Here is a 23656-nt window from a genome sequence, read left to right as displayed (position 1 = left end):
ACATATTCGTGATAATCCCCACCTTGAGCTTTTCCTTCAGGCCGTAATAATCCAGGCAGGTGCCGCAGGACCTTACTTCCACGCCCAGCTCAACGAGCTTGGCCAGCGATTGCAGCACGGGGGAGCCTTCCGTCGTCAAGTGCACGCCTTCATTCAAAAAGATGACCAGCCGGGGCTTGTTTGTGGCGGAGGGCAAGGTATTGATGAATCCCTCAATCAAAATTTTGCCCAGTTCGTCGTTAATGCCGATCTTGTTGCAGGTAATAATAAAAGTAATCCTGGAATTTGATTCCCTTTTTACCGGCTCCAGCAGTTCTTCACAGGCTGCGCAGCCTTCTTTTTGGCGGACGGTCAGCTTCCAGCCGCCGGCGTCCGGGGCCTCGTCCATGGAGCAGTTGTTGCCGTCACAAAATTTCCTGATGTTTTCTTTCGGTATCTCGTCGTCCACCAGCACCACGAATTCCTTTTCGCCGTCGTCAACGGCCTTTTTGGTCAGCAGCACCGGTTCCGGGCAGGCCAAGCCTCTCGCGTCGACTATTTTCATTTTAGTTTCACTCCTTACAATACTCCTTCCGGGATATTTCAGCCAGGGCTGTCAATCCTTTTTCAACCTCGGCAGCGTTATTGAAGCAGCCGAAAGCGAACCGCACGGTCCCCTGCGGAAGCGTGCCAATGGTGCTGTGCGCCGAGGGCGCGCAATGCAGGCCGGACCGGCAGGCGATGTCAAAATGCTTATCCAGCAGGTACGCGGCCGTCGACGGCGCGCAACGGGAAATATTGAAACTGACAACCGACACTCTTTGGTCCATGCCGCCGGGTCCGAACAGTTCAACACCTTCAATTTTTGCCGCTTCTTTGATAAACATCTCCGTCAGCTTCATTTCTTGCCGCCTGATATTTGACACGCCTTTTTCCAAAACATATTTCACCCCGGCGCCCAGGCCGGCGAGACCGATCACGTTCAGGGTGCCGGACTCAAACTGGTCGGGGAAAAAGTCAGGCTGGATCTCTTTCTCGGAATTGCTGCCGGTGCCGCCTCTGATCAAGGGCAGCAGTTCGATCCCTTCCCGCACGTACAAGCCGCCGGTGCCCTGCGGGCCCAGGAGGGACTTGTGGCCGGTAAAGGCCAGCATGTCGATATCGCCGGACGCCGCGTCAACCGGATAGGCGCCCGCCGTCTGCGCCGCGTCCGCCAGAATGCGGCTCCCGTGCCTGTGAGCGATTTCAGCGATCACATCAAGAGGGACTATCGAACCGGTCACGTTGGAGGCGTGGTTTACCACCACCAGTTTAATCTTTTCTTTTTTAAGAATATCCGCGAAAGCTTCCGGGTCCACCAGACCTTCCCTGTTTGCCTGGACGGTGAATATTTTTATTTGCCCGCGCTGTTCCAGGTAACGGAGCGGCCGCATCACGCTGTTATGCTCCATCGAGGTTGTGACAACCTGGTCCCCTTTTTCCAAGAAACCGTTTATGGCAATATTGAGGCTTTCGGTGACGTTTTTGGTGAAAATGATCCTGGCGCTGTCTTTGATCTGAAAAAGCCGCGCCAGCAGTTCGCGGGTATTGAAGACCAACTCGCTGGCCTTTATCGCCATCCTGTAGCCGCTCCTGCCGTTGTTGGCGCCAATGTTGAAAAAATAGTCCGCCATTGCCTCAAATACTTCTTTGGGCTTGGGAAAACTGGTGGCGGCATGATCAAAGTAAATCATCCCGGTACCGCACCCCCGCTGTTTGAAATAAATCAAGCGCCTTGCTTAACAATGGTTCTTCCAATCTCAGAGACATCCCGCATTCGGCGGAAATTTCTTTTGGGGTGGGAATCAATTCATGCGCGATACAAGCTTTTGCCAGCTCGTTTTTAGCTTTGATCACGTCATGGGTTGACTTGAAAACAATTACTACCGCTTGCGGCAAGGCACTTTCCTTCTTCCCGTCGTCTCAATACAACTAGATTAATAATACTAAAGGGTTATCACTTGATCAACACCGGCTCCGATCGCTTTCATTTTACCATATAGCTACTTTATAACATAAATCAATTATTTTTATAGCAACCAGACAAATAATAAAATAAATTTATGAGCTTTTCATTCCAATATTTCTCTATCAGAAACACCGTTGCCCAGGTATTCCCTGAACATTACAAAATTATTTCTTTTCATGTAATACCTTCGCGTTAAGCAGTTTTTCCCGCGCTAAAAGGGCGGCTCCGAGCGCCCCGGCAAGCTGGGATTCGGGAGCGACGACAATTTCCCTGCCCAGCTCCCGGGCAAGGTATTCCTTCACCCCCTCGTTTTTAGACACCCCGCCGGTAAAGGCGATTAACTCGCCTTTGCCGATCCTTTCGGCCATGGCGGTCACTCTTTTGGCGACGGAACGGTGGATGCCGGCAATAATCCTGCCTCTGCCCACTCCTTCAGCCAGCAGGCTGATTACCTCCGACTCGGCAAAGACAGTGCACATATTGCTGATCTGCACAGGCTCCTCGCCGCGCGCCAATTCCGCCAGCTCACTTACGTCGGCGCCCATGGCCGCGGCCATCACCTGCAAGAACCGGCCTGTTCCGGCGGCGCACTTGTCATTCATGGAAAAGTCAGCAACATTGCCCTGCCTGTCCGTAAAAATCACCTTGCTGTCCTGACCGCCGATGTCAATCACCATGTCGGCGCCCGGCACCAGGTGGTGCGCGCCCTTGGCGTGGCAGGTAATCTCGGTCATGGCTTTATCCGCGAATTCGAGGGTTGTCCGCCCGTAGCCGGTGGCGATGATATAGCCAATATCCGCCCGCGCCAATCCGGCCTTGTCCAAAAGTTCGTCAAAAACCTCCCGGCCGGCCTGCCGCGGGCTGTAACCCGTAGGCCGGAGCACACTCTGCCAGGCCGAACCGTTCATCAAGACCGCTTTGGAGGTTATGGAGCCCACGTCAATGCCCACGGTAATAATTTTACGTCCACCTCTTATCCAGCAACTCAATAAAAGCCGTGACCCGGGTTTTCAACTGCTGCAAGTCGGAATTTGAATAGTCGGTTTCCAGGTGCAGGCATGGTATGTCAAAATTGTCCCTGACGTAGCCGCGTACTAATTCCGCCTCGATATTATAGGTGTGGCAGGCCTGCCAGGTAAGGTCAACGACACCGTCGACGCGGTACTCACGAATCATTCTGCCCAGCAGTTCCAGACGCCCCTCATTCGGCGTCATGCAGGAGCAGGGGATTTTCAGCGACCTTTCGGCGATAGCTTCCAGGGGGTCCCGCCGCTCGTCTTCATCAGTCAGCATGGCCAGGGTTTTGTAGCCGCTGCAGCTTTCAAAACAAACCACGCTGCCCCCGCCTTCCTCCAGCAGTCTGATCACTTTTTCCGAGCCGATGCCCACCGGGCAGCCGGTCAGCAAAATGCGCGGCGTGCCCGCCCGGAAAGGCGAGCCTCCCCGCTCGATCACTTCTTTCACTTCGTCAATCAACCGGTTGACCAGCGCGATTCCTTCAAACCTATTGACATTAAACCCCTTCATAAAAGTGGCTGTCAGCAAATCAAGCCCCGACAGGGGAGCCGGATCCAGCTTGTTCAACTCGTGCAGTTCTTTAACGGCCCGTTGTTCACTGTTCGCCAGTTTTACAGCTTCCCGCAGGTTGTCGTCGCTAATCGTCACGCCAAGTTCTTCCTCCAGCCGCTCCTTCAGCAGCAACAATTCCTCCTTCCACCAGGACAGGGCGCCCGGCCGGTCCGCCCCCTGGGGCAGGTGCATAATATGCATGGGCTTGTACTGCTTCAAAAGCTCAAACATCTTTTTTTTGCCGTCGCAAGTCGTTTCGCCGACAACGAAATCGGAAAAATAAAAATAAGGGCACTTGCCGGTGATGGCAAACCCGAAGCTGGACTTGATCAAGGGACACAGGTTGCGGGGCAGCACTTTTTCCGCGTCCGCGATCGGCTCATCCCTGGTCCCGCAGAGACTCACCGGTATGGCTCCGGCCGCCAGGACCAGCTCCTGAGGGCAATAAGCGCAGTACATGCCCACAACTTTCCTGCCGCTTTGCTTGGCGTTTTCCAGAACAACCATGTTCTGACCGCGCAAATCATCGAAAATCTTCATAGACTCCGGGCGCAATACAGCCACCTTCCAATCAGAAGAAATTAATTAATACTGCAGTTACTACAGTTATCTTACCATACAACTACCTTATAGAATAAATTCATAAATTTTATGATATATTAGCATTTAATAAAACAAACTTATTTTAAGGGGTCAGCCCTTGACATTGGACAACTTTTCAGGTTAGCTGGCTAACCTGAAAAGTTGTCCAATGTCAAGGGCTGACCCCATCATTAAAAAACCCGCCTCCTTTTAAGGAAGCGGGTTTATACCGCAGTTTACTTGTTAGTTAGCTCATTACACGACGCGCGCCTAAATACCTCGCGCTGTAATAAGAACTGGACAATGAACTTATACAAACATTGCCGCCGCTGGAACTGGCATGAATGAACCGGTTGTCCCCTATATAAATCCCCACGTGCGACGGGCCTCTCTCATACGTGCTGAAAAACACCAAATCTCCCGCTTTCAGCTGGCTCACCTGATAGCCTTCGTTAAACTGCCTATCAGCCGCGTGGGGCAAGCTAACTCCAAACTGGCCATATACGTAACTGGTAAATCCCGAGCAGTCGAAACCTCTTGGCGAGCTGCCCGCCCAGACATATGGCGTGCCTAAAAATCCCTCCGCAAAAGATACTACGCTTTGTCCTTTCCTGTCTCCGGACGATCCGCGGCTTGCAGTAACATTAGCGGGGTTGAACCGCTCCAAAGCCCGCATTGTTGCCGGTCCAACGATGCCGTCAACCGCCAGCCCGCAGTCCGCTTGAAACCTTACAACCGCGTTATATGTAGCGGGGCCGAAATCCCCATCCAGCGCGCTGGTGTAATAACCGTAGGATTGTAATTTTGTTTGAACTCTTAACACATCGTCTCCGGACGCGCCCTGCTTCAAAAGCGTTTGTTCCGCGTACACCGCTGTGGCCGTAAGAAATGTGACAAGCAAACAGACAATTAAGGAAATTGAAAATTTTCTTTTAATCACTGCATCACCTCGTTGATAATTTTTTCCCCTCACGCAACTTTTACCAAACTTTTACCATGGAATAATTCGACACCAAACCCGAAAATCCTTTCAAATTTTAAGAAAATTTATAGAATATAAAAAAAGCCGTAATTTCCTGTTATGGAAAGGAATTACGGCTCTTAAATATAGAACCATATTAAGAATTTAGACAAATATCACATTAACACGGTTTTCGCCGCTGTGCCCGAAAGCACCTCTTTATCGCGGCCCGGCTTAAATCTTACTAAAAAAATTGATCCCGCGGAGCCGGTTTTTATCTTGATGGTTGCGTTGTGCCGGGCCGCGATGCTGTAGCACACAGACAGTCCCAGGCCTGTCCCATTTTCTTTGGTGGTAAAGAAGGGATCGCCGATTCGATCAAGCACAGCGGCTTCAATGCCCTGGCCTTGATCTTGCACCGATAAAACCACCTCGTCGCCGTCCATAAATGTCCCGACAGTTAAAATCCCGCCGGAAGACATTGATTCAAATCCGTTGCGGGCAAGGTTTAAAATAAGCTGGCGCATTTCCCTCTCGTCAAGGAATAGATCCGATATTTCTCCAAGCTTCATTATAATATTTTTATCGGAGTTCATCGCGTCTGCCGTGATTAAAGGCAATAAGGCTTCCAATATTGAATTCAGATTTTGCATTTTGAAGTTTACCACCCTGTTTCTGGCCAGAGAAAGGTACTCCGTTATTATCGAATTTGCTCTATCCAGTTCTTCAACCATCAGATTCAAGTATTTCATATGGTTAACAAATTCATCTTTCCTGCGAAGCATTTGCAGAAAACCACGCACTGTGGTCATTGGGTTTCTTACTTCATGGCCGATACCGGCGGCCATTTCGCCGACCAGGTGCAACCGCTCCAGCCGCTCCATTTCCTTCTCAACTTTTTTGCGCTCGGTGATGTCTTCCGCGATTTTTAAAAAGTGAGTAATGACGCCCTCGGAGTTCCGAAAAGGCGAAATAGTGGCGGATTCCCAATATTCTTCACCGTTTTTCTTTTTGTTGCAGAACTCACCCTGCCACACTTCGCCTGTTTTAACCAACTCCCATAATTGTTTGAATTTGCCCGGATCATACCCGCCGGGCTTTAACTCTTTTCCGATGGCATTATCGTACGAATAGCCCGTTATTTGAGTAAATGTCGGATTAACATATTCGATTTTACCCTCGGTATCGCAAATTATAATAATGTTTGGGCTTTGCTCAACAACACTGGACAGCTTCCGGTATTGCTGCTCCACTTGTTTTCTGTGCTTAATCTCCTCATTGAGAGACAATATGTTTTCTTTTAACTGCTCCTGGTACTGTACATCATTATCTATCAGCACGCCGACAAACCAGCCGACTATGTACATGATACTGATCATGATTAAACTGGATTCAAAGGCTTGAAAGAAAGGGTCGCCTTTGGCGATGATTTCATAAGCGACTATAAAAAATGAACAAACAGTGGACATCACCATGCCGGCCCGCTTGCCCATAACTGAGGCGGCGAATAAGACCGGAAGGATAAAAATTACTTTCAGGTAAAAAATATTTTCATTTTCGATGAACAAAGTTGTTATCGCTATAAACAGCGGAAAACTTATATATATAGCATTAAACAATGATAAATATTTCCCGTTCTTTTGTACTAAATGTTTTTCCAATTTATATAACAGAATGATTAGCCATATGAAATTTAATGACATATAAAAGCAAATACTGCCCGTATTATAGGGGTTGATATTATTACCATATAATAATACGCCTAACAATGCGACAATGATGCAAAAAATATGCATGATTGACAAATGATTAATTGATTCTTTTTGTCTTTCTTCTATTTCACTAGCCATATCAATTATCACCTCTTGCTTATACGCATTAGGATGTGTAAGGAGGTGGGGGGAAACCACCTCCTTACACTAATCGGCTATCTTCTTAGCGACTCAGGCACCTCCGGTTGGTAAGACCCCACACCACAAGCGGAAGCTGATGTTATACTCGCGAGCAGCAACAGCATTGTGACCGCAAAAGCAAATAATTTGTGTTTCATAACATTTCACCTCCTCCCATGCCTAGTCTATATTTTCCACGCGTCTTTATCAGGTTTTTTAAATTTTGAAATTATTAAGGCGAATAAAATCATCAGAATCGCCTGTGGCAGAGTAATTAATTTCCATAATAAGTAATTTGATAAGAATACCTGTTGATCTAGATTTGTGATAGAAATAAATGATTTATTTATCACCAATTCCAACATCGCCAAGGTAGTAAAACTCGCGAATGCGGCAATAAAACTATTTAACTGTGTAGTCCTGGTGGCTTTTATAATAAAAAGGGCCAAAATCAATGCAGCAGCAACTGTATGAAGACCAAAAGAACTCAAAGGCAGAGATCTTATCATAAAAATTATTATGGTCAGTGACGTGCCGGCCACCGCTATGATCCCCCAGCGAAGCGGCGCCCTGGCCAAAGCCAGACCAAAAGCCACAACACCCATTATCTCAGGGATACCTTGCATAAAAAACAATAGTGTCTTTTCCATCTTTCAACCCACTTTAACTTTTATAATTTTAGAGAAATCAACTCATATTCTCCACGCGTCACTGTCGGGTGCTGTATACTTTGAAATTATCACGGCAAATAAAATCATTAAAATGGCCTGCGGCAAACCAACCAATTTCCACAACAAGTAATTTGACATGAAAACCTGTTGATCAAGTTTTGTGATGAAAAGAAACAATTTTTCTATAATCAATTCCAACGCTATTAAGGTAGTAAGACTCGCAAGAGCAGCAACAAAACTATACTTTGGTATAGTCCGGGTGGTTTTAATGATAAATACAGCCAATAGCAATATAGCTGCAACTGTATGGATGCCAAAAGTTATTTGTACGGATCTAATCACATAAATTATTATGGTCAGTGACGTGCCGGCCAGCGCTATGATCCCCCAGCGAAGCGGCACCCTGGCCAAAGCCAAACTAAAAGCCACAATACCCATTACCTCAGGAATACCCTGCATAAAAAACAACAATATCTTTTCCATCTGTCTATCTGCTCTCATTAACGTAAATTTTCATTGATACTTCTACAAATGCCATCAATATCCTGCCATAAGCTAGATAAATTTTCTACAATATTCCAACCAATTTCGACAATATTTATTAGCTTTCCTCCAGTTTTCTTCCGAAAGGTGCTACTTTTTCAATTACTTCAATATTTTTAAAGTCTAATATTAAGAAATGTTTAATTGGTTGAGTAAATGACAATACTATTAATGACTATTTGGGAAAGGAGTTTAAATTATGTACTTATCACTGGTGGAATACTTTCACGGGGTCCAGAGCCGTTTGCCTGAGGAAGCGGAAAGAGTGATAAAATCCTTGGAAGACATAGGTCCCATGAACAAAGAGGATTTATCGCTGACCGCTAAAGTAAAAAGAGCCGTGCTGGACCACGTCGTCATGCAGCTTTACGCACTTGGCATAGTGGACGTAAACACCGAAGGAAAAAGCAAAATATGCAGCCTGACAAAGTTGGGTTATGATTTTCTCAGCCTGAAGAATGCCGTTTAAAGGCATTCTTCTTTTATTATCAGCAATTATTTTTGCACCACTTTTTTTAACGCGTCCACTATCGGCGCCGGCGCGAACTGCTCCACCTGTGACAAGGCGAACTCGGGGGACAACGCTTTGCCGGGAATGAATTCCCGCCTATTGATTATGGCATCGTAGACATCACAAGCGCCGATTATCAGCATCTCTAAAGTCGGTTCCATAAGGCCGTCGGGATAACCGCCGCCGCCGGGTCTCTCATGATGGCCACGCACAAGGGCTTTAATGTATTCAGGTGATTTTGGCCATATCTCATCAAGTATATTTACAGACACAATGGGATGAGCCGTGATCAAAGCCCAATCAGAAGAATCTATCGGGTATTTGGTAAATAATTCAGTCGGCCACGTTGTTTTCCCTAAATCATGCAGGTAAGCCGCCAAGGTTATTTTTTTATGATTGGGCACACTCAGAAGCGAAGAAACTGCGAATGTCAGATTGGCAACTCTCCTGCAATGACTCTCAACGAGCGGATAAATTGAAAGAGTTTTCCTGGCGGCATCAATCATACCCATAAAATCAATCATCTCCCTGTTATATAAATATACGACATATATTAAGCATTACCTTCTAACAATGGAAAAAAATTAGAATATTGGCAATAGTTATCGCATTGTGTCGAGAAATATATTCTTTAGAAGACGCTGTATGCTTCTTTACTATGGTGGTATAATCTTTATATGGTTAATTTTGGAAATGAACCGGGAGGGGGTATCTCTTTTGAGATTTCGTTTATCATTTTGTATATTTTCATGTTTCATCATAATTCATTTGCTTTTCACCGCTTCCATTAATAACGCGGAGACAAACGACGCCGGCGAATTCACCATAGACCACATCATTCCTCACATAGGCGGCAGATATAGCTACACGTCATTTTTAAACAACAGCCATTACTATGATTTTGTTACCGATTGGCAAGAACCGGCCCCCGGAATATACCGGCAGACTCATAACAACAAAGACGGCTCTCAAGACTATGCGATATATCAAGTTAATGAAGATACTATCGTAGGGTCTGAAAGCGGTTTCGCATTAGCGAACGGTGAAGGCAGTATTGAAAAAACTATAGCAGGAACCAATTTTGTTTTTCAGAGGCAATCACCCGGCGGTATTTGGGTCAGCCAATATAAAACCATAGACAGCTATAACAACATTACAGAGTATAAATGCGCTTGCCAATACATGGGTTTGGAAAAAATAAACATCCTGGGACAGGACGTTCAGGCGGCGAAAGTAATATGGGAGAAAGAGTGTACCGCAGCACGGCAATCTTTGTATTCCGAGTGGGGTCCGGCGCCATTCTTCAGCAAAGGGGAGGATTGGTACGTTGAAGGAATGGGCCTGGTAAAGAGGACTTGCCGCATTAGCTATGAAGATTCTCAAGAATTGTCATGCGTCGTTTTATTAACTGAAATTCTTGCCGGGGAGTAGGTTTTACATATTGTTCAAAAAGGATTTTAGCATATTTTGGAGAAGTCTCACATTATCAACTTACGAGGAGAGCAAGAATGAATATCCTGATCTTTGGACTCGGCGCTCTTGGCACTGTCTACGCGTGTTTACTGAAGCAAAAAGGACACCGGGTCACCGGTCTGGCGAGAAAGCCCGTCCAGGAAGCGGTTCGGGAGAAGGGCGTTCGGGTCACCGGCATCTGGGGCGAACATCACGCCATGCTGGACGAAATAGTAACCGGTGTGGATAAAATCAGCGTCTGTGACTTCGACCTCGTTCTAGTCACAGTTAAATCATACGACACGGAAAAGGCGGCCGCGGAAATTGCCGGGATCCTGTCACCTGACACATATGTCGTTCTTGCCCAAAACGGTTACGGAAACTTCGAAGCGGCGGCCAAACATATCCTTGAGCACCGGTTGATCCTTGGACGGGTAATTTTCGGCGCGGAAACAACCGGCCCCGGAGCTTCAAAGGTAACGGTCATAGCCGACGACGTTATTCTGGGATCACCGAAAAACTTAATTGATCAATATAAGATGGAGACGCTTGCCGGTGTCTTCAGAGAAGCGGGAATCCCCACCAGGTTTTCGGAACAGGTGATGAAGTATATATGGGGTAAAATAATTTATAACTCGGCCTTGAATTCCATGGGAGCCATTCTTGAAGTAAATTACGGAAGGTTGGGCGAAGTGGAGCACTCCAGGAAGTTAATGGAAAGCGTTATCAGGGAGATTTTCGCCCTGCTGGAGAAAATAGGTCAGGAGGTCCTGTGGCCTAATCCGGAGGCTTATCTGAAGGATTTTTATGAAAAATTATTACCCGCCACCGCCTCGCACCACCCGTCGATGCTGCAGGACATCCAGAGAGGCAGGAGGACGGAAATAGACGCGTTAAACGGCGCCGTCGTGGAAATGGGGAAGAAACACGGAGTAAGCACACCGGTAAATGATTTCATCGTTTCGCTTGTAAAGGCAAAAGAAAAAATGAACTTATGACTTACCACGCGGGAGAAAGCGGCCTGGTATCTGTTTTTGAGAATTCATCTAACAGGCGCTCTCTGCTTATCGGAAGAACAAGCAACGCGTTTCCGCCTGACAGAAAAACATCATATACTGTATCCTCGACAGCTTTTTTAAAGATGAAAATTATTTTCACGTTGATATTGTTGTAAATAGGACCATAGTCCTGTTTATTTAGCACAACCTTTTTCCCTTCAGCTTCAGCTTTACGCACTTGGCGTTGTAGACGTGAGCGCTGAAGGAAGTTCCTCATAACTTCGAATATAATTTATTAACCAGTTTACTTTACCAATTTCATTTGGTTCTTCAGTGCTATTAAGCATTTCATCACATAGAATTAATAGTTTTTCTATAATTTCGCTTCTGCAAACCAAAAGAAAATCCACATAGTATAAACCATCGTTATCTTTTTTCACTAAATGGGCAAGATGTTTTCGTTTTTTAAGATTCGGATGTACTTCACATAATTTAGGGTGTAAATATTGCATATTAAAATCATATTCTTCTAAATACTTTCTTTCAATTATAATACGCGGGTAAATTGCAGCCTTTGATTCCAACTCATAAGCTTTAACTAAAGCAGGGCCGAAAACTATATTGCCACTATGGAACAGCTTTCCGCAGACAATCCCTCCACGAAGCATGAAACCAAGAAACGCCAAATGAGCCTGCAACAACATGACATCCAACAAAAGAAAAACCATCGTTTCCTCTTTCTTGGGATATGATATGACAATACTATCCGAAAAAGCCGTTACTCTCCTGCCACTTTTAACAAACTCATCAGTACTATTACAAAAGTCATTATATTTCTTATAATCATATGTTAAAAATTTTAACGCTGAACAAATTCGAAGCGTTTTTTCATGATCATGAGAGCTCTCGTTAACTTTTTTCCGGAACCCTAATATATCAATGAAAGCTGTAACTCTTTCACGGTATTTAAATTCATCAAGCATATTTTCTTTTAAATCATTCACTTTATATACCCTCCCATATTATCTAATTCAACATAAGAGGCATATTCCCTTCAGGCAGTTTCTAACTGGCTTTAAACCTGACAAAGAAGGTTGTGCCGCTGGGACTTGTATCTATATCAATTATAGCGTTGTGCCGGTTTGCTATGCTGTAGCACGTTGCAAGCCCCAGACCGGTGCCATTATCTTTCGTGGTCAGGAACGGGGTGCCGATTTTATCAAGTATTTCCTGTGAAATGCCTTTTCCCTCATCCTGAACGGCTAAAACTATTTCTCCATTTTCGATAAATGTTTTGATTGTTATTTTCCCGCCAGGGGACATTGCCTCCAGTCCGTTACGAATAAGGTTAAGGAGCAACTGGCGAAACTCTTTTTCATCCAGTATTATTTCAGGCACGTCATCTAAAGCTGTTTCAATATTTTTATCCTGCTTTATGGCGTCGGCTTGAATCAATGGGAAAATTGTTTCGATTATTGTCTTTATATTCTCCTTTTTCATATCCACAACCTTATTTTTTGCCAACGATAGAAATTGAGTAATTATTGAGTTCACCCTGTCCAGTTCTTCTATCATAAGATTAAAATGTCTAATATGTTTTACCAATTCCTTTTTTTTGGACAGCAATTGGAGAAACCCTTTCACGGTTGTCATCGGATTTCTAATTTCGTGACCAATGCCGGCAGCCATTTCTCCAACGAGGTGCAGCCGGTCCAGACGGGCCATTTCGACTTCCATTTTCTTTTCTTTGGTCATATCTCTCATCAAGGTTATCCGGCATGCTTCACCGCTAAGGTCCATTATTACAGCTGATAATAATACGGTGACTATATTACCGGATTTTGTCCTGATTTTATATTCAACGTTATGAATTTCTCCTTTTTCACTTAATTCTTTTAAAAGGGATTCCGTGTGATGCTTATTCTCGACCCATAGACGCAGTTTTACAGGCGTGCCGCCTAAAACCTCTGCACGGGTGTACCCGGTAAGCTCCAGGAACTTCTGGTTTACATCTATATAACGGTTATCCCTCATGCGCATAATGGCGATCGAATCAGGGCTGTTTTGGAATATCTTGCAGAATCGTTCCTCGGACAGACGGAGATTTTTTTCTGCCAACTTACGTTCAGTTATATCCTGGAAAAGTACAGAAATTCCTTCTCCAAACGGGTAGACGCTAACCTTCGACCATAACCCTGTATCTGAAGTTTTCACTTCAAAAACAAGGGGTCTATTATTGTTCATCACCTCATGATACTTATTCCAGAAAATGGAGCCCACCATTTTGGGGAACTTGCACCAGATGTTTTGCCCGATCAGGTTTCCAAAATAAGAAAACTGTTCTTGCGCCTGATGATTCACATAAATAAATCTCCATTGGTTGTCCAAAGTAAAAAAAGGGTCTTTTATGCTTTCAAGAATATAAGTTATCTGCAGGTTAGCTTCCTTCAGTTCTCGCGTACGTTCCCGCACAAGTTTCTCAAGCTGCTGCTGATGCAGCTTCAGCATTTCCTCTGCCTGTTTTCGTTCGGTGATATTCCTATGCGTGGCTACTGCTCCGGTTATTTCACCGTTACTGCCGCGTATAGGTGTGCAGTTGATCGATACATACGTACACTCGCCTGCTTCGCTGTTAAAAACCAGTTCATAATCTCTTACGACCTCTCCTTTCAAGGCACGCTGCACCGGTAATTCTTCAAAAGCAAGCACCTTTCCTTCGGCAGTTAATGTCTCAGATGCCCTCACCCGATCTGCGCAAAGATTTCTTGAAAAATCATTTGCGAAGATTCGGTTTCCAAATTTATCGTAGATAGTGAGACCATCGGGCATGGACATGATTACGGCGTCAAGCTCGTTAGCACGCTTCTCTGCTAAACGGCCAGCTTCCAGGCGAGCATCCTCCGCCCGTTTTTTCAGCAAAACTTGAACTATGGCCTCACTTAAGGCCTCTAAGATTTCCACTTCCTGAAGACTATAGCCGCCTTCCCTGTTACCTAATCCGATCATTCCGATTATCCCGCCGCTGTGAATCAGGGGCGCCCCAATAAAAGAATGCAGGAGAGGATGACCTTCCGGCAGGCCGCTACTGTCCGGATGCGCGGCAGGTTCATTAGTGAATATGGATTTACCGTCACGGAGTACCCGCCCGTAGATGCCGTGTATTTTCAAGTCTTTAGGCAGTTGCCCGCGGCTACTGCCGCTGGGCATCCAGCAAGCGGCCCACCCAGGGTCGCTGATGGCAATATTGTCTAAATCACCGGCGGAGTCTACCTCACCGATAAAACCAAACATGCTCTGAGTCAGTTCCTGAGCTACTTGCAGGCAGATTTTTCCCAGTCCCTCCCTGGTTTCACAAGCAAGAGCCTCATGAAAAATCCGGTTGATCCCATCCAGCACCGCTTTTTGAAGATGGTTTTTTTCCTCGGCCAGTTTGTATTTGGTGATGTCCTCAAAGGTAGCGATGGCTCCTATAATAGAACCTCTTTCATCATATAAAAGACTGGAATTCCATACAGAGATTTTACGAACTCCGTCGTCCCAGATAAATTCAAGCTCAAAGTCTTTTACTACCTCACCATTCCAACAAGCCCGCTGAATCGGCAGATCTGCGGGAGTAAGTTCTTTCCCATTATGAATTAATTTCACAGACCGCTCTTCGCAAACGGTATGAGAAAGGCTATCCCAAGGCCGAATTCTAAGGAATTCAGCCGCTTTCCGGTTGTGTCTTATTTCTTTGCATGTGAGATCTGTAGTGATAGCTATTCCGGCGGGAATTGAATTAATTATGTTCACAGCTATGTTTTGATTAGAACTTAATAATTTAGTCAGCGCGGTAAAATATGAACCAGCGATCACCCCTGCTGCTGAATCTTTAATCATAAAAAACACTCCTCTTGGCATTTCCAATATTAACCTTGCCATAAGCTAATTCTTTCGACACCAACTGATAAATCTCCTTGAGAGATAATGTCATGATAATGAAAAAATTTTTTGGCGTTAGTTCCTGTGATAATTCTCGGAAGCGCTTAGCCTCAACTGATGATTAGGATTCAATGGAACGTTAATAATAAAGGAGATATTGGGATTCGGGGGTTAGCGGAAATGAGGAAATACCGTTCACCCTTGATGTCGGCTTTATGGTCGACAGCCATACCTGGTTTTGGGCAGCTTTATATCGGTGATTACCTCATCGGTGTATTACTGGTTGTATTGGAGTTAATAATCAGTGTAAAAGCAGGCATAAATCTATCTATCTTGTATTCATTAAGAGGACAGTTTCAGAATGCTTCCGACGTGGCTAATTTTCAGTGGATGTTGTTTTATCCGTGCATATACGCCTATTCCATCTGGCAGGCTTATAACAGGGCCATGGAGATTAACCATGGTCTTAGCCAGGCTGAAAAAGGCAGAATATTTACCAACACACAATATAACGGGTTTTTTGTGGGGTCTGCAATGGGAGGAACATTGGGCGTTATATATAGTTACGGTATCGGTCCAATATTCTGCGGGATTTTAGGCGGAGTAACAGGTGGGTTTCTGGGGTCTGCTATTGAAAGACTAGTCAAAGGAATATTTTGTAAGGGTTAGGAAAAGATACAAACAAAAAAGGATGCCGTTTAGCGGCACCCTTTCCTGCGAAAAGAAATTAAATTATTAGTATTTCTGAATACCTAATAAGTCCTCAATTCTATCGGACATATAAATATATGAATCATAAACACCTTGGTTATAAAATTCTGGCGCTAGTTTCTCTATAAAGAAATCTAAGATGAGAGATGCAGCTAAATCTCCCAATTTGTCCTCCCTCTCATTGAGAAAATAGGTTTGAATTGCTGAAATCATTTCCTGTCTTTTTTCCTCGTTTATTTTAATTTTATTATTCAAATTGATTCCTCCCTCTATAATCTAACATTTACTCTCCTTAAGGACCTTAACGGTTGCAATCCAGAATAATAATATTTTACATTATATTATATTCAATAAAACTGTAGTTAAAGAGTTACTTATCATAAAGACGTTATGCATAAGTTGTTGGCGGGTCATGGGATCGCCCCGGGGAGTAGTTCGGCGGGGAGAGGAGGTTGTCCTGCAAAGGGAAGAAAAAGCCCTTCAGGAAGAGTGGTTTATAAGGTGGCTATCTCATCTTGAAGGGCTTGTAACATTTCCAAATTGGTGTGAATGCGGGCGAATACCGTTAATACTGGTTACTCCGCTAAAATAGTGTACATGCCCCCATTGGATCGGTATTGGCGGTCCGGTTTCAACATCCATCAGATGGTCATGCTTTTGCTCTGTAGTGGTCCTGTTATATATACGATGGGTATGGGATGGACCCTCTGGAGCTGGAGTAGTAGTTCACCCACCCAACCCGCTCCTTCGCCAAATCGCACACCAACCCCTGCTCCGTCTCGCACCGGTAGCGCGGCGGCTCTGGCTTACGGCGCTGTAGCCTGGAAGGCAGCCCGGCAAAACAAAAACCCGCCTTAATAGACGGGTACAAGGAGAGAGAAAATTCAGTATGTAATCCGGCAATTGGCCGGTTATTTTTATCATTCGGTTCTGTTGGTTTATATTAACACTGTTTGCTGAAAGCAAGCTGAATGCCGGCTGTGATTTCCATGAAAATAATTTGAAGGTTTTGTGAACCAAATAATAACGCCCCACCACAGAGCATAATGAAATTATTTTTTCAATATCTTTCGCTTCGCTATGAAGTAAAGCACCGCAACAAAGATTACAACTGCGAAAATTACTGACAATATAATCAGGCCGTTGTCGCCAAAAACAGGGTTACTGTTCCATTCCGATCTCACTAACGGTAGTGCGAAGAGCATAGATAGACCTCCATTTACTGAATGCTTTAATTTATTATCCCCCAAAAACAAAAACCCCACTCCGAAGAGCAGGGCTTTCATTAACCAGATAACTAATACTGATTTACCTTCCAGCAAACAATCTGATTAAAAACCAAATAATCCATTCTACTGGTGTACGGTGATATTGGGGTTTTGCTGAAGGTATAGAACGGAGCTCCCACGCCGCCGGATGCTTTACTCTGGTACCAGCTGATAAAGTTCTGGATTTCCGTCATGGACAAGTTTATCGCAGTAACCTCTGTCAGTCAGGTTCGGACAACCCGGCTGCCGGCAAGGTTTCAAGGGTCGTTGTGGCATCGAATCAACCCCAAACAAAAAGAGCCTCACGGGCTCCAAATATTAAAAAATTATAAACTATCTCATAAAAATGTGTTGACTTATACACATCTAATGTGTATAAGTTAATCAAGCGGCGAGGGCTGAAATAGCCCTCAGCCTATTACCATAAAGGAGAGTGTTGCTAGATGACAAAAGTATATCCTGTAATCCTTACCCCCACCAATTCGGGATATGTTGTAACTGTTCCTGACCTCGATATTAATACACAAGGTAAAGACCTGGCAGAAGCAATTTATATGGCACGCGACGCTATTGGCCTTTGGGGAATATGCGAGCAAGACGACGGACGCATAATCCCAGAACCGTCCACTTCTGAACCTCTGCATAAAGCTAATGAACTTGTTACGTGGGTGGACATCGACTTTGCAAAATACCGCAAAGCAAACGATTTAACCACTATGAGAATCAACGTATCAATTCCTAAATATCTCAAAGTCCTTGGTGATGAAGCTGGGGTTAATTTTTCTCAGGTCCTCCAAGAAGGATTAAAAACCCGCCTCGGAATAGAAAGGCAGCCCTAACCGGGCTGCTTATAAATTACCCCTTCACTTATAGTTTGCTTTCGTATGACAAGCTTTATTTTTTCTTCCGCTCGCTTTACAAAAACCTGTATTGAAGCCTTGGTACACATTAACTCGCAATAGTCTGTTAGAATTCTCTAAAGTGATGAATCAACTGAGAGCACTAGATAATATTGATAAAAGCATTTATGTTCAAACAGAATGGTTTGACTCGTTCACCAAAGTTTGTAATATGATGAATCTTGATTTAGTGCTTAAGAGCGATTCTTTATGATGTTTTTTAGCTCACTTACTTCCCGTTCTAATTTATTTAATCTTTCATAACAGGCTATAGTTGGTATTTAATTGAATCCCTACCTCGCGTTGGGTTTTTAAAATGGTGTCAACTAACGAGGCAATTGAAAAAAGCCATAAAAATGATTTAACGGGAGCTAATAACTCCCGTTTTTTGGGTTTTTTTTGTGTGTCACGTGTTAGTCACCGACAAAATTTTAGGCGATTTTCAACGATTTCTGAGAAAATAAAAAAACCGCCAATCCCTACAGATAGCGGTTTTACTGGTGGGGATGACTGGTTTCGAACCAGTGGCCTCTTGAATGTGAGTCAAGCGCTCTCCCGCTGAGCTACACCCCCGCAACCTATTAAACATATTCTAACATACAGGCGCCCAAAAGGCAAGATAAACAGGGTTATATAGGGGAATCAATCGGCCGCTATCGCCCGTATGCAAATGGCATGCTATAACTGGTTTATCACCAGACCTGTAATCAGTTTCGGGTAGAAGAAAGTGCTTTTTTGCGGCATCTTTTCACCGTTGTTTGCCACTTTGGTGACCTCCTCCACCAAAGTGGGGTTCAAGAACAGGGCCAGCTGGCATTCTCCTTTGTCCACCAGGGACAGGGCGGCTTCTTCTTCACGAGTATACGTAATATGTTCAGCTCTTGCCATAAGCTCGCCGCCAATACCTAAAAGCCTGTCAATAACCAGCGTGTGCAGTATGGAAACGTCCAGTCCCTGCCAGGCGGGAGACTTCTCTTGAGGCATTATTTGAGAAAGTCCTGTTTCGCTCTTTAGCTGCAATAAATAAAAAATATTATCCCCGGCATATAAGCCGAAAACATGCGGGCGAGAAGCAAGGGCGGCCTGTGTGGAGGATACTTGTCCACGCTCGGCCATGAGTTTTATGAGTTCCTGCAAACCGCTCCCGTCCGGTCCCAGGCGGTGTTCCTCCACCATGAAACTGTCCTTAACCTTACTGATCAGCCGGCTGATATCCAAACCAGCAACATTTTTTATCAGCCGGTGAGTGGGCAGGACTACTAATCCGGAGTCGTATAAATTTACCAGGGTCATCATCATGTAACAGTAGGCGGGCTCACTTTGCGTATTCGGCGCTTCTCTTTCTTTTTTATAATTCAAAGCAGTTTCGTATCGATGGTGGCCGTCGGCAATAAAGATCTGTTTATCGGCCATTATTTGCCGCACCTTGCTGATCACTGTCTTCTCAGTAATTACCCACATCCGGTGCGTCTCGCCAATTTCATCCGTAAAGTCTATATCCGGCGGCGCCCCTTTTACCGCTTCGCGCAATGCTTGTTCCACTTTCTTTTCTTTATCGGCGTACAAACCGAAAACCGGGCTGAAATTAGCCTTGCAGGCACGCATCAAGTCCAGGCGGTCTGCCTTGTGCTTGGGTATGGTTTCTTCATGAGGCAATACGATACCTTTATCGTAAGGTTCAAGCTTAACCCCGCAAATGAAGCCGCTGCGAATTTTCTTTTGCCCGCCGGCAACAAACCCTTGCTCATAGAGATATAGGGCCGGCTCAGCTTCGGAAACGAGAATGCCTTCTCCGATCCAAGCGCCAAAATCCTCAGCTGCTCTCGTATAGCGGTTATTTGCTTCATTGTCTCCCGGATAAGTTTTTCCGTACTCCAGGCGGATAATGTTGTATGAATGACGCTTGTAATAGCGGTCTTGAGCATCAGGGTCAATAACATCATAAGGCGGGGTGACCACCTCGTTCATTTTTTTAATTTTTCCTTGGTTGTAGCGTAAGCCTTTAAAAGGCATTATCGTCGCCATAAAGTAAACCTCCTCATTAAACAGGCACTGAAGCACAACGCCGGTGTCTTTATTAGCAAGAATAGCAATATTATTACGCAATACTGTTAAATTGTATTATAATAGTGATAAAAATACAACGACATATAACGACATATATATCAAGTATTGTCTTTTCTGGTCCAGCGCTCACTGTCCCGGTACCGGTACTTGGCCATCACCCGCTTAAAGGCGTCCTCCAGGTCAATATTTAATGAGTTGGAGTAGCAAATCAGGATAAACAATATGTCAGCCAGTTCAAGGGCCAGGTCTCCGATCGGCTCATCCGGTTTTTTGGTTTTTTCCCCATATTGGTGATTTATTTCGCGCGCCAATTCGCCGACCTCTTCAGTTAGACGGGCCAGCATGGAGAGTGGATTCCAATAGCCTTCTTCAAACTGGCTAATCCATTGGTCCACTTCATTTTGCATTTCTTTAATATCCATAATAGTATTCCTCCAAAGACGGTTTTTCTAATTATTTATACTATTGAACGTTTCTATGTGTCATATTCCACCGGGTTAAAAAGTATATTAAATAAATACGACAAATAGACGGGAGTTGGCGTATTGCGTCGTCCTTGCTGGGTTGTATTAAATAAAAGAATTTCTATTATTTTGCTGGCGGTATTTTTTATTTTACTGCTTTGCGTTTTGGCGCACATTACCATTAAATCCCGCGGCACCGTGAAAGCGCCTCCCCAGGAGATGCTCAAGACCGGACTGGAAAGAACAATTGCCAGCGGGAGTTTCCGCTACCAGGCAGAAACCAGGCTAACCGCAAGCGGCAAAGCAAATATAGACTTTTTCAGCCAGGTTGAAGGCGAGAGAGTAGCTCCCGACCAGGTGCAGATAAGAGGCGCCATCATGAATACACCAGTTGATTTCATCCAGGTGGGGAACAGTTCATATTTTAAAGACCAACCTTCCGGCCAGTGGGTTTCTTTGTCCGGGAACAAGCTCTCGGATATGGAGATCTTTTATGCCGAACTGAACCCATTAGCCTATTTTAATTTTAAAGATATCATTGAGCTGAAGTATAAAGGTCTCGTAAAAGTAAACGGTGAAAGAATGCTGCAAATGGAAATCCGCCCCACCCTGCAGGATCCTTTCCTTGAACTCCGGTTAACCGACTTTTTTTACAGGATTTGGTTAAATCCTGAAGATTACCGGATTCAGCAGGCATCGATACAGGCGAAGGATAAAAATAGTCCCCAAAGCGGTATCGAGATCAATTTGAGCTTTTGGGATTATGACAAAAATATATCAATAACACCGCCTGATGTAAACTAAATATTTCAGGACCCGTTACTGACAACACGGGTTCTTTTATTTTACTGAAGATATTATTTGATATCACAACGATAATTACACGATGCACACAATGCTCACGGGGCGATTGACATGACGATTACATATTGTTATAATATGCCGGATTTTAAAGCATATTTTCTCCGGGAGGTGTTGGCTTTGCATCCAGACGGTGAAAAAATATTGCTGACAGAAGAGCAATTAGAGCTGCAGGTAGCTGAATTAGGCAGGCGGATTTCACAAGACTACGCGGGCAAAGAAATATTGGTGGTCGGCATACTTAAAGGCGCCATGGTGTTTCTTGCCGACCTGGTGCGCAAAATTACCGTGCCGACTTATTTTGATTTTATCTCTGTGTCAAGTTATGGAAGCTCAACCAAATCATCAGGGGTGGTCCGGATTCTAAAAGATTTGGACCGGAGTATTACAGGCCGCCATGTTCTGATCGTGGAAGACATCATCGACACCGGCTTGACCCTGAATTACCTGTTGGAAAACCTAAGCTCCCGCCACCCTGCCAGTATTAAATTATGCGCCCTGCTCGACAAGCCGTCCAGGCGGCTCAAACCGGCGAATATTAATATTGATTACTGCGGCTTCACCATTCCCGACGAATTTGTGGTCGGATACGGCCTTGACTACAACGAGCGTTACCGGAACCTACCTTATATCATGATCTTAAGTCCGAAAATTTACGGTGGAGGAAAACAAAATGTCACTGCATGAGCAAGAAATGATCATTGTGCTGGATTTCGGCGGCCAATACAGCCACCTGATCGCGCGCCGCGTCAGGGAACTGAAGGTGTTCTGTGAAATGCTGCCGTTTTCAACGCCACTTGAAGATATTGTCGCCAGGGGGGCCAAAGGGATTATTTTTTCCGGCGGGCCCTCCAGCGTTTACAGCGAAGGCGCTCCTTCCTGCGACCCGGGCATCTATAAACTGGGCATCCCCATACTGGGCATTTGTTATGGTATGCAGCTGATGGGCCGCCAGTTGGGAGGCGTCGTATCACCTGCCGCGCACCGGGAATACGGCAAGACAGAATTGACCGTGCTCGAGCGGGACAAGCTTTTTTCAAGCCTGGAGCCAACCGAACAATGCTGGATGAGTCACGGCGACACGGTGGAATCACCACCACCGGGGTTTACTGTCACGGCGACTACCAGCAAGGCGTCTGTGGCGGCCATGGCTCGGACGGAGCAGCACTTATACGCGGTGCAGTTTCACCCGGAAGTGGTCCATACGCCAAAAGGACAGGATATACTTAAAAAATTCCTTTTTGACATTTGCGGCTGCCACGGTCTCTGGACCATGTCATCTTTTCTTGAACAAGCCGTGGCTGAAATACGCCGGCAGGTGGGAGAAAAGAAAGTGCTTTGCGGCCTGAGCGGCGGGGTGGATTCATCCGTCGCGGCGGTTCTGGTCCATCAGGCGGTGGGCGACCGTCTCACCTGCGTCTTTGTGGATCACGGCCTGCTGCGCAAAGGCGAGGCGAAGCGGGTTCTGAAAGTTTTCCGGGATAAATTTAAAATCAACCTGATCGGGGTTGACGTGCATGAGCGCTTCCTGTCGAAATTATCAGATGTAACCGATCCCGAACGTAAAAGGAAAATCATCGGGGAAGAATTTATCCGCGTTTTTGAAGAAGAAGCCGACAAGCTGGGCCAAATAGATTTCCTGGTGCAGGGAACACTGTATCCCGACGTGGTGGAAAGCGGCACCGCCACGGCGGCTGTGATCAAGTCGCACCACAATGTGGGCGGACTGCCGGAGGAAATGCGGTTGAAATTGATTGAGCCATTGTGCTGGCTGTTTAAGGATGAAGTGAGAGCGCTCGGCGAAGAGATGGGCCTGCCGGAAGAAGTGGTTTGGCGCCAGCCGTTCCCCGGACCGGGCCTGGCAGTCCGCATAACCGGCGAGGTTAACGCTGAAAAGGTGGCGATCTTGCAAGAAGCGGACGCGATATTTGAAGAAGAAATCAGAAAGGCCGGCCTTTACCGGAAGATCTGGCAGTCTTTCGCCATACTGCCCGACATGAGAAGTGTGGGAGTAATGGGAGATGAGCGCACCTATGCTTATACTGTGGCGCTTAGAGCGGTAAATAGCCAGGACGCCATGACCGCCGACTGGGTCCGCCTTCCCTACGAGGTGCTGGAGACTGTCTCTTCCCGCATTGTCAGCGAGATCAGGGCAATCAACAGGGTGGTTTATGATATTACTTCTAAACCGCCGGCGACAATAGAGTGGGAATAAAATGCCGTTATTAATACAACCTTTACAACCTTCTGCAAGATTAAAGCATTAAGGATAGTTCTCATGAAAATAAAAATAATTTGA

The 23656-nt window shown here is 45.3% G+C and carries 27 protein-coding genes, 1 tRNA gene and 1 pseudogene; 8 read left to right on the top strand and 21 right to left on the bottom strand.

Going from position 1 to position 23656, the window contains the following annotated elements; translation table 11 throughout:
• The 10 genes from yedF to A4E54_RS01650 all read right to left on the bottom strand — a co-directional run.
• Positions 1-544, bottom strand: a 544-nt coding sequence (gene yedF, locus A4E54_RS01695; protein WP_286723970.1) for a sulfurtransferase-like selenium metabolism protein YedF, incomplete at its 3' end; no start/stop codon positions are given.
• Positions 545-551: 7 nt separating this feature from the next.
• Positions 552-1712, bottom strand: a complete 1161-nt coding sequence (locus tag A4E54_RS01690; protein WP_286723968.1) for an aminotransferase class V-fold PLP-dependent enzyme — start codon at positions 1710-1712, stop codon at positions 552-554.
• Positions 1699-1917: a putative Se/S carrier protein gene (locus tag A4E54_RS01685; protein ID WP_240081919.1), complete on the bottom strand. Its 219-nt coding sequence runs from the start codon at positions 1915-1917 to the stop codon at positions 1699-1701. Before A4E54_RS01685 ends, A4E54_RS01690 begins: the two co-directional genes overlap by 14 nt.
• 234 nt (positions 1918-2151) lie before the next feature.
• Positions 2152-2946, bottom strand: a complete 795-nt coding sequence (locus tag A4E54_RS01680; RefSeq protein WP_286723979.1) for an acyl-CoA dehydratase activase — start codon at positions 2944-2946, stop codon at positions 2152-2154.
• A 1-nt stretch (position 2947) separates the two neighbouring features.
• Positions 2948-4096 carry a double-cubane-cluster-containing anaerobic reductase gene (locus tag A4E54_RS01675; protein ID WP_353681804.1) on the bottom strand — a complete coding sequence of 383 codons (1149 nt, stop codon included), beginning with the start codon at positions 4094-4096 and terminating at the stop codon, positions 2948-2950.
• Positions 4097-4385: 289 nt separating this feature from the next.
• A complete protein-coding gene (locus tag A4E54_RS01670; protein ID WP_286723963.1) occupies positions 4386-5078 on the bottom strand; it encodes a C40 family peptidase in 693 nt (230 codons plus the stop codon).
• 197 nt (positions 5079-5275) lie between these two features.
• On the bottom strand, positions 5276-6718 hold the full coding sequence (locus A4E54_RS01665; RefSeq protein WP_286723961.1) for a PAS domain S-box protein: 1443 nt from the start codon (positions 6716-6718) through the stop codon (positions 5276-5278).
• A gap of 308 nt (positions 6719-7026) precedes the next feature.
• Complete coding sequence (locus A4E54_RS01660) at positions 7027-7149, bottom strand: cyclic lactone autoinducer peptide (protein ID WP_286723959.1); 123 nt, start codon at positions 7147-7149, stop codon at positions 7027-7029.
• Between the two features lie 27 nt (positions 7150-7176).
• A complete protein-coding gene (locus A4E54_RS01655; RefSeq protein WP_286723956.1) occupies positions 7177-7641 on the bottom strand; it encodes a hypothetical protein in 465 nt (154 codons plus the stop codon).
• Positions 7642-7683: 42 nt separating this feature from the next.
• Positions 7684-8145 (bottom strand): hypothetical protein, encoded by a 462-nt coding sequence (locus A4E54_RS01650; RefSeq protein WP_286723953.1) that lies wholly within the window; start codon positions 8143-8145, stop codon positions 7684-7686.
• 259 nt (positions 8146-8404) lie between these two features.
• On the opposite strand from A4E54_RS01650, the gene A4E54_RS01645 reads away from it, so the two are divergent.
• Positions 8405-8674 (top strand): transcriptional regulator, encoded by a 270-nt coding sequence (locus tag A4E54_RS01645; protein WP_502687912.1) that lies wholly within the window; start codon positions 8405-8407, stop codon positions 8672-8674.
• Between the two features lie 26 nt (positions 8675-8700).
• Here A4E54_RS01645 and A4E54_RS01640 read toward each other — a convergent pair whose 3' ends face one another.
• Positions 8701-9228, bottom strand: a complete 528-nt coding sequence (locus A4E54_RS01640; RefSeq protein WP_286723951.1) for an HD-GYP domain-containing protein — start codon at positions 9226-9228, stop codon at positions 8701-8703.
• Positions 9229-9433: 205 nt separating this feature from the next.
• Here A4E54_RS01640 and A4E54_RS01635 point away from each other — a divergent pair, with 205 nt between their 5' ends.
• Both A4E54_RS01635 and A4E54_RS01630 read left to right on the top strand, forming a co-directional pair.
• The gene (locus tag A4E54_RS01635) at positions 9434-10147 is read left to right on the top strand and encodes a hypothetical protein (RefSeq protein ID WP_286723947.1); all 714 of its coding nucleotides are present in this window, start codon (positions 9434-9436) and stop codon (positions 10145-10147) included.
• Between the two features lie 77 nt (positions 10148-10224).
• The gene (locus A4E54_RS01630) at positions 10225-11166 is read left to right on the top strand and encodes a ketopantoate reductase family protein (protein WP_240081927.1); all 942 of its coding nucleotides are present in this window, start codon (positions 10225-10227) and stop codon (positions 11164-11166) included.
• 1 nt (position 11167) lies between these two features.
• Here A4E54_RS01630 and A4E54_RS01625 read toward each other — a convergent pair whose 3' ends face one another.
• From A4E54_RS01625 to A4E54_RS01615, 3 genes are all read right to left on the bottom strand, one after another.
• Positions 11168-11371, bottom strand: a complete 204-nt coding sequence (locus A4E54_RS01625) for a hypothetical protein (RefSeq protein ID WP_286723944.1) — start codon at positions 11369-11371, stop codon at positions 11168-11170.
• A 25-nt stretch (positions 11372-11396) separates the two neighbouring features.
• A complete protein-coding gene (locus A4E54_RS01620; RefSeq protein WP_240081929.1) occupies positions 11397-12170 on the bottom strand; it encodes a hypothetical protein in 774 nt (257 codons plus the stop codon).
• Between the two features lie 61 nt (positions 12171-12231).
• Positions 12232-15045: a PAS domain S-box protein gene (locus tag A4E54_RS01615; protein WP_286723942.1), complete on the bottom strand. Its 2814-nt coding sequence runs from the start codon at positions 15043-15045 to the stop codon at positions 12232-12234.
• A gap of 222 nt (positions 15046-15267) precedes the next feature.
• Here A4E54_RS01615 and A4E54_RS01610 point away from each other — a divergent pair, with 222 nt between their 5' ends.
• Positions 15268-15756 (top strand): hypothetical protein, encoded by a 489-nt coding sequence (locus A4E54_RS01610; RefSeq protein ID WP_286723940.1) that lies wholly within the window; start codon positions 15268-15270, stop codon positions 15754-15756.
• 66 nt (positions 15757-15822) lie between these two features.
• Here A4E54_RS01610 and A4E54_RS01605 read toward each other — a convergent pair whose 3' ends face one another.
• The 4 genes and pseudogenes from A4E54_RS01605 to A4E54_RS15860 all read right to left on the bottom strand — a co-directional run bounded on the left by A4E54_RS01605 (position 15823) and on the right by A4E54_RS15860 (position 17342).
• Complete coding sequence (locus A4E54_RS01605; protein WP_286723975.1) at positions 15823-16059, bottom strand: DUF2164 domain-containing protein; 237 nt, start codon at positions 16057-16059, stop codon at positions 15823-15825.
• Positions 16060-16308: 249 nt separating this feature from the next.
• Positions 16309-16500 (bottom strand): annotated as a pseudogene (locus A4E54_RS15720) (YmaF family protein); the annotation flags it as partial.
• A gap of 350 nt (positions 16501-16850) precedes the next feature.
• Positions 16851-17003: a hypothetical protein gene (locus A4E54_RS01600; protein ID WP_286723939.1), complete on the bottom strand. Its 153-nt coding sequence runs from the start codon at positions 17001-17003 to the stop codon at positions 16851-16853.
• Positions 17004-17219: 216 nt separating this feature from the next.
• Positions 17220-17342, bottom strand: a complete 123-nt coding sequence (locus A4E54_RS15860) for a DUF8602 domain-containing protein (protein WP_502687911.1) — start codon at positions 17340-17342, stop codon at positions 17220-17222.
• A gap of 167 nt (positions 17343-17509) precedes the next feature.
• Between A4E54_RS15860 and A4E54_RS01595 the strand changes: the two genes are divergently transcribed.
• On the top strand, positions 17510-17905 hold the full coding sequence (locus A4E54_RS01595; RefSeq protein WP_240081932.1) for a type II toxin-antitoxin system HicB family antitoxin: 396 nt from the start codon (positions 17510-17512) through the stop codon (positions 17903-17905).
• A 558-nt stretch (positions 17906-18463) separates the two neighbouring features.
• Here A4E54_RS01595 and A4E54_RS01590 read toward each other — a convergent pair.
• The 3 genes from A4E54_RS01590 to A4E54_RS01580 form a co-directional block, all read right to left on the bottom strand.
• A tRNA-Val gene (locus A4E54_RS01590) sits at positions 18464-18538 on the bottom strand.
• A 105-nt stretch (positions 18539-18643) separates the two neighbouring features.
• A complete protein-coding gene (locus A4E54_RS01585) occupies positions 18644-19990 on the bottom strand; it encodes a DUF1015 domain-containing protein (protein WP_286723937.1) in 1347 nt (448 codons plus the stop codon).
• Positions 19991-20130: 140 nt separating this feature from the next.
• Positions 20131-20454: a nucleotide pyrophosphohydrolase gene (locus A4E54_RS01580; RefSeq protein ID WP_240081934.1), complete on the bottom strand. Its 324-nt coding sequence runs from the start codon at positions 20452-20454 to the stop codon at positions 20131-20133.
• 123 nt (positions 20455-20577) lie between these two features.
• Here A4E54_RS01580 and A4E54_RS01575 point away from each other — a divergent pair, with 123 nt between their 5' ends.
• From A4E54_RS01575 to guaA, 3 genes are all read left to right on the top strand, one after another.
• Positions 20578-21300, top strand: a complete 723-nt coding sequence (locus A4E54_RS01575; protein ID WP_286723934.1) for a hypothetical protein — start codon at positions 20578-20580, stop codon at positions 21298-21300.
• 177 nt (positions 21301-21477) lie between these two features.
• Positions 21478-22044, top strand: coding sequence for a hypoxanthine phosphoribosyltransferase (gene hpt, locus A4E54_RS01570; protein ID WP_240081936.1), 567 nt, complete (start codon positions 21478-21480; stop codon positions 22042-22044).
• Positions 22031-23572, top strand: a complete 1542-nt coding sequence (gene guaA / locus A4E54_RS01565; protein WP_286723930.1) for a glutamine-hydrolyzing GMP synthase — start codon at positions 22031-22033, stop codon at positions 23570-23572. The genes hpt and guaA overlap by 14 nt, the downstream gene beginning before the upstream one ends.
• The last annotated feature ends 84 nt before the right edge of the window (positions 23573-23656 follow it).

Source organism: Pelotomaculum sp. PtaB.Bin117 (assembly GCF_002067195.1).
In the GTDB taxonomy this organism is placed as follows: Bacteria; Bacillota; Desulfotomaculia; order Desulfotomaculales; family Pelotomaculaceae; genus Pelotomaculum_D; species Pelotomaculum_D terephthalicicum.
Note: the sequence above shows the minus strand (reverse complement) of the source record. Positions and strands in the feature narration are given on the sequence as shown.

Coding starts and splice junctions, on each gene's coding strand:
- A4E54_RS01630 (WP_240081927.1), top strand. CDS start 10,225: ATGAATATCCTGATCTTTGGACTCGGCGCTCTTGGCACTGTCTACGCG.
- A4E54_RS01660 (WP_286723959.1), bottom strand. CDS start 7,149: ATGAAACACAAATTATTTGCTTTTGCGGTCACAATGCTGTTGCTGCTC.
- A4E54_RS01640 (WP_286723951.1), bottom strand. CDS start 9,228: ATGGGTATGATTGATGCCGCCAGGAAAACTCTTTCAATTTATCCGCTC.
- A4E54_RS01600 (WP_286723939.1), bottom strand. CDS start 17,003: ATGCTCTTCGCACTACCGTTAGTGAGATCGGAATGGAACAGTAACCCT.
- A4E54_RS01645 (WP_502687912.1), top strand. CDS start 8,405: ATGTACTTATCACTGGTGGAATACTTTCACGGGGTCCAGAGCCGTTTG.
- guaA (WP_286723930.1), top strand. CDS start 22,031: ATGTCACTGCATGAGCAAGAAATGATCATTGTGCTGGATTTCGGCGGC.
- A4E54_RS01580 (WP_240081934.1), bottom strand. CDS start 20,454: ATGGATATTAAAGAAATGCAAAATGAAGTGGACCAATGGATTAGCCAG.
- A4E54_RS01595 (WP_240081932.1), top strand. CDS start 17,510: ATGACAAAAGTATATCCTGTAATCCTTACCCCCACCAATTCGGGATAT.
- A4E54_RS01675 (WP_353681804.1), bottom strand. CDS start 4,096: ATGAAGATTTTCGATGATTTGCGCGGTCAGAACATGGTTGTTCTGGAA.
- A4E54_RS01615 (WP_286723942.1), bottom strand. CDS start 15,045: ATGATTAAAGATTCAGCAGCAGGGGTGATCGCTGGTTCATATTTTACC.
- A4E54_RS01610 (WP_286723940.1), top strand. CDS start 15,268: ATGAGGAAATACCGTTCACCCTTGATGTCGGCTTTATGGTCGACAGCC.
- A4E54_RS01650 (WP_286723953.1), bottom strand. CDS start 8,145: ATGGAAAAGATATTGTTGTTTTTTATGCAGGGTATTCCTGAGGTAATG.
- A4E54_RS01655 (WP_286723956.1), bottom strand. CDS start 7,641: ATGGAAAAGACACTATTGTTTTTTATGCAAGGTATCCCTGAGATAATG.
- A4E54_RS15860 (WP_502687911.1), bottom strand. CDS start 17,342: ATGCCACAACGACCCTTGAAACCTTGCCGGCAGCCGGGTTGTCCGAAC.
- A4E54_RS01690 (WP_286723968.1), bottom strand. CDS start 1,712: ATGATTTACTTTGATCATGCCGCCACCAGTTTTCCCAAGCCCAAAGAA.
- A4E54_RS01585 (WP_286723937.1), bottom strand. CDS start 19,990: ATGGCGACGATAATGCCTTTTAAAGGCTTACGCTACAACCAAGGAAAA.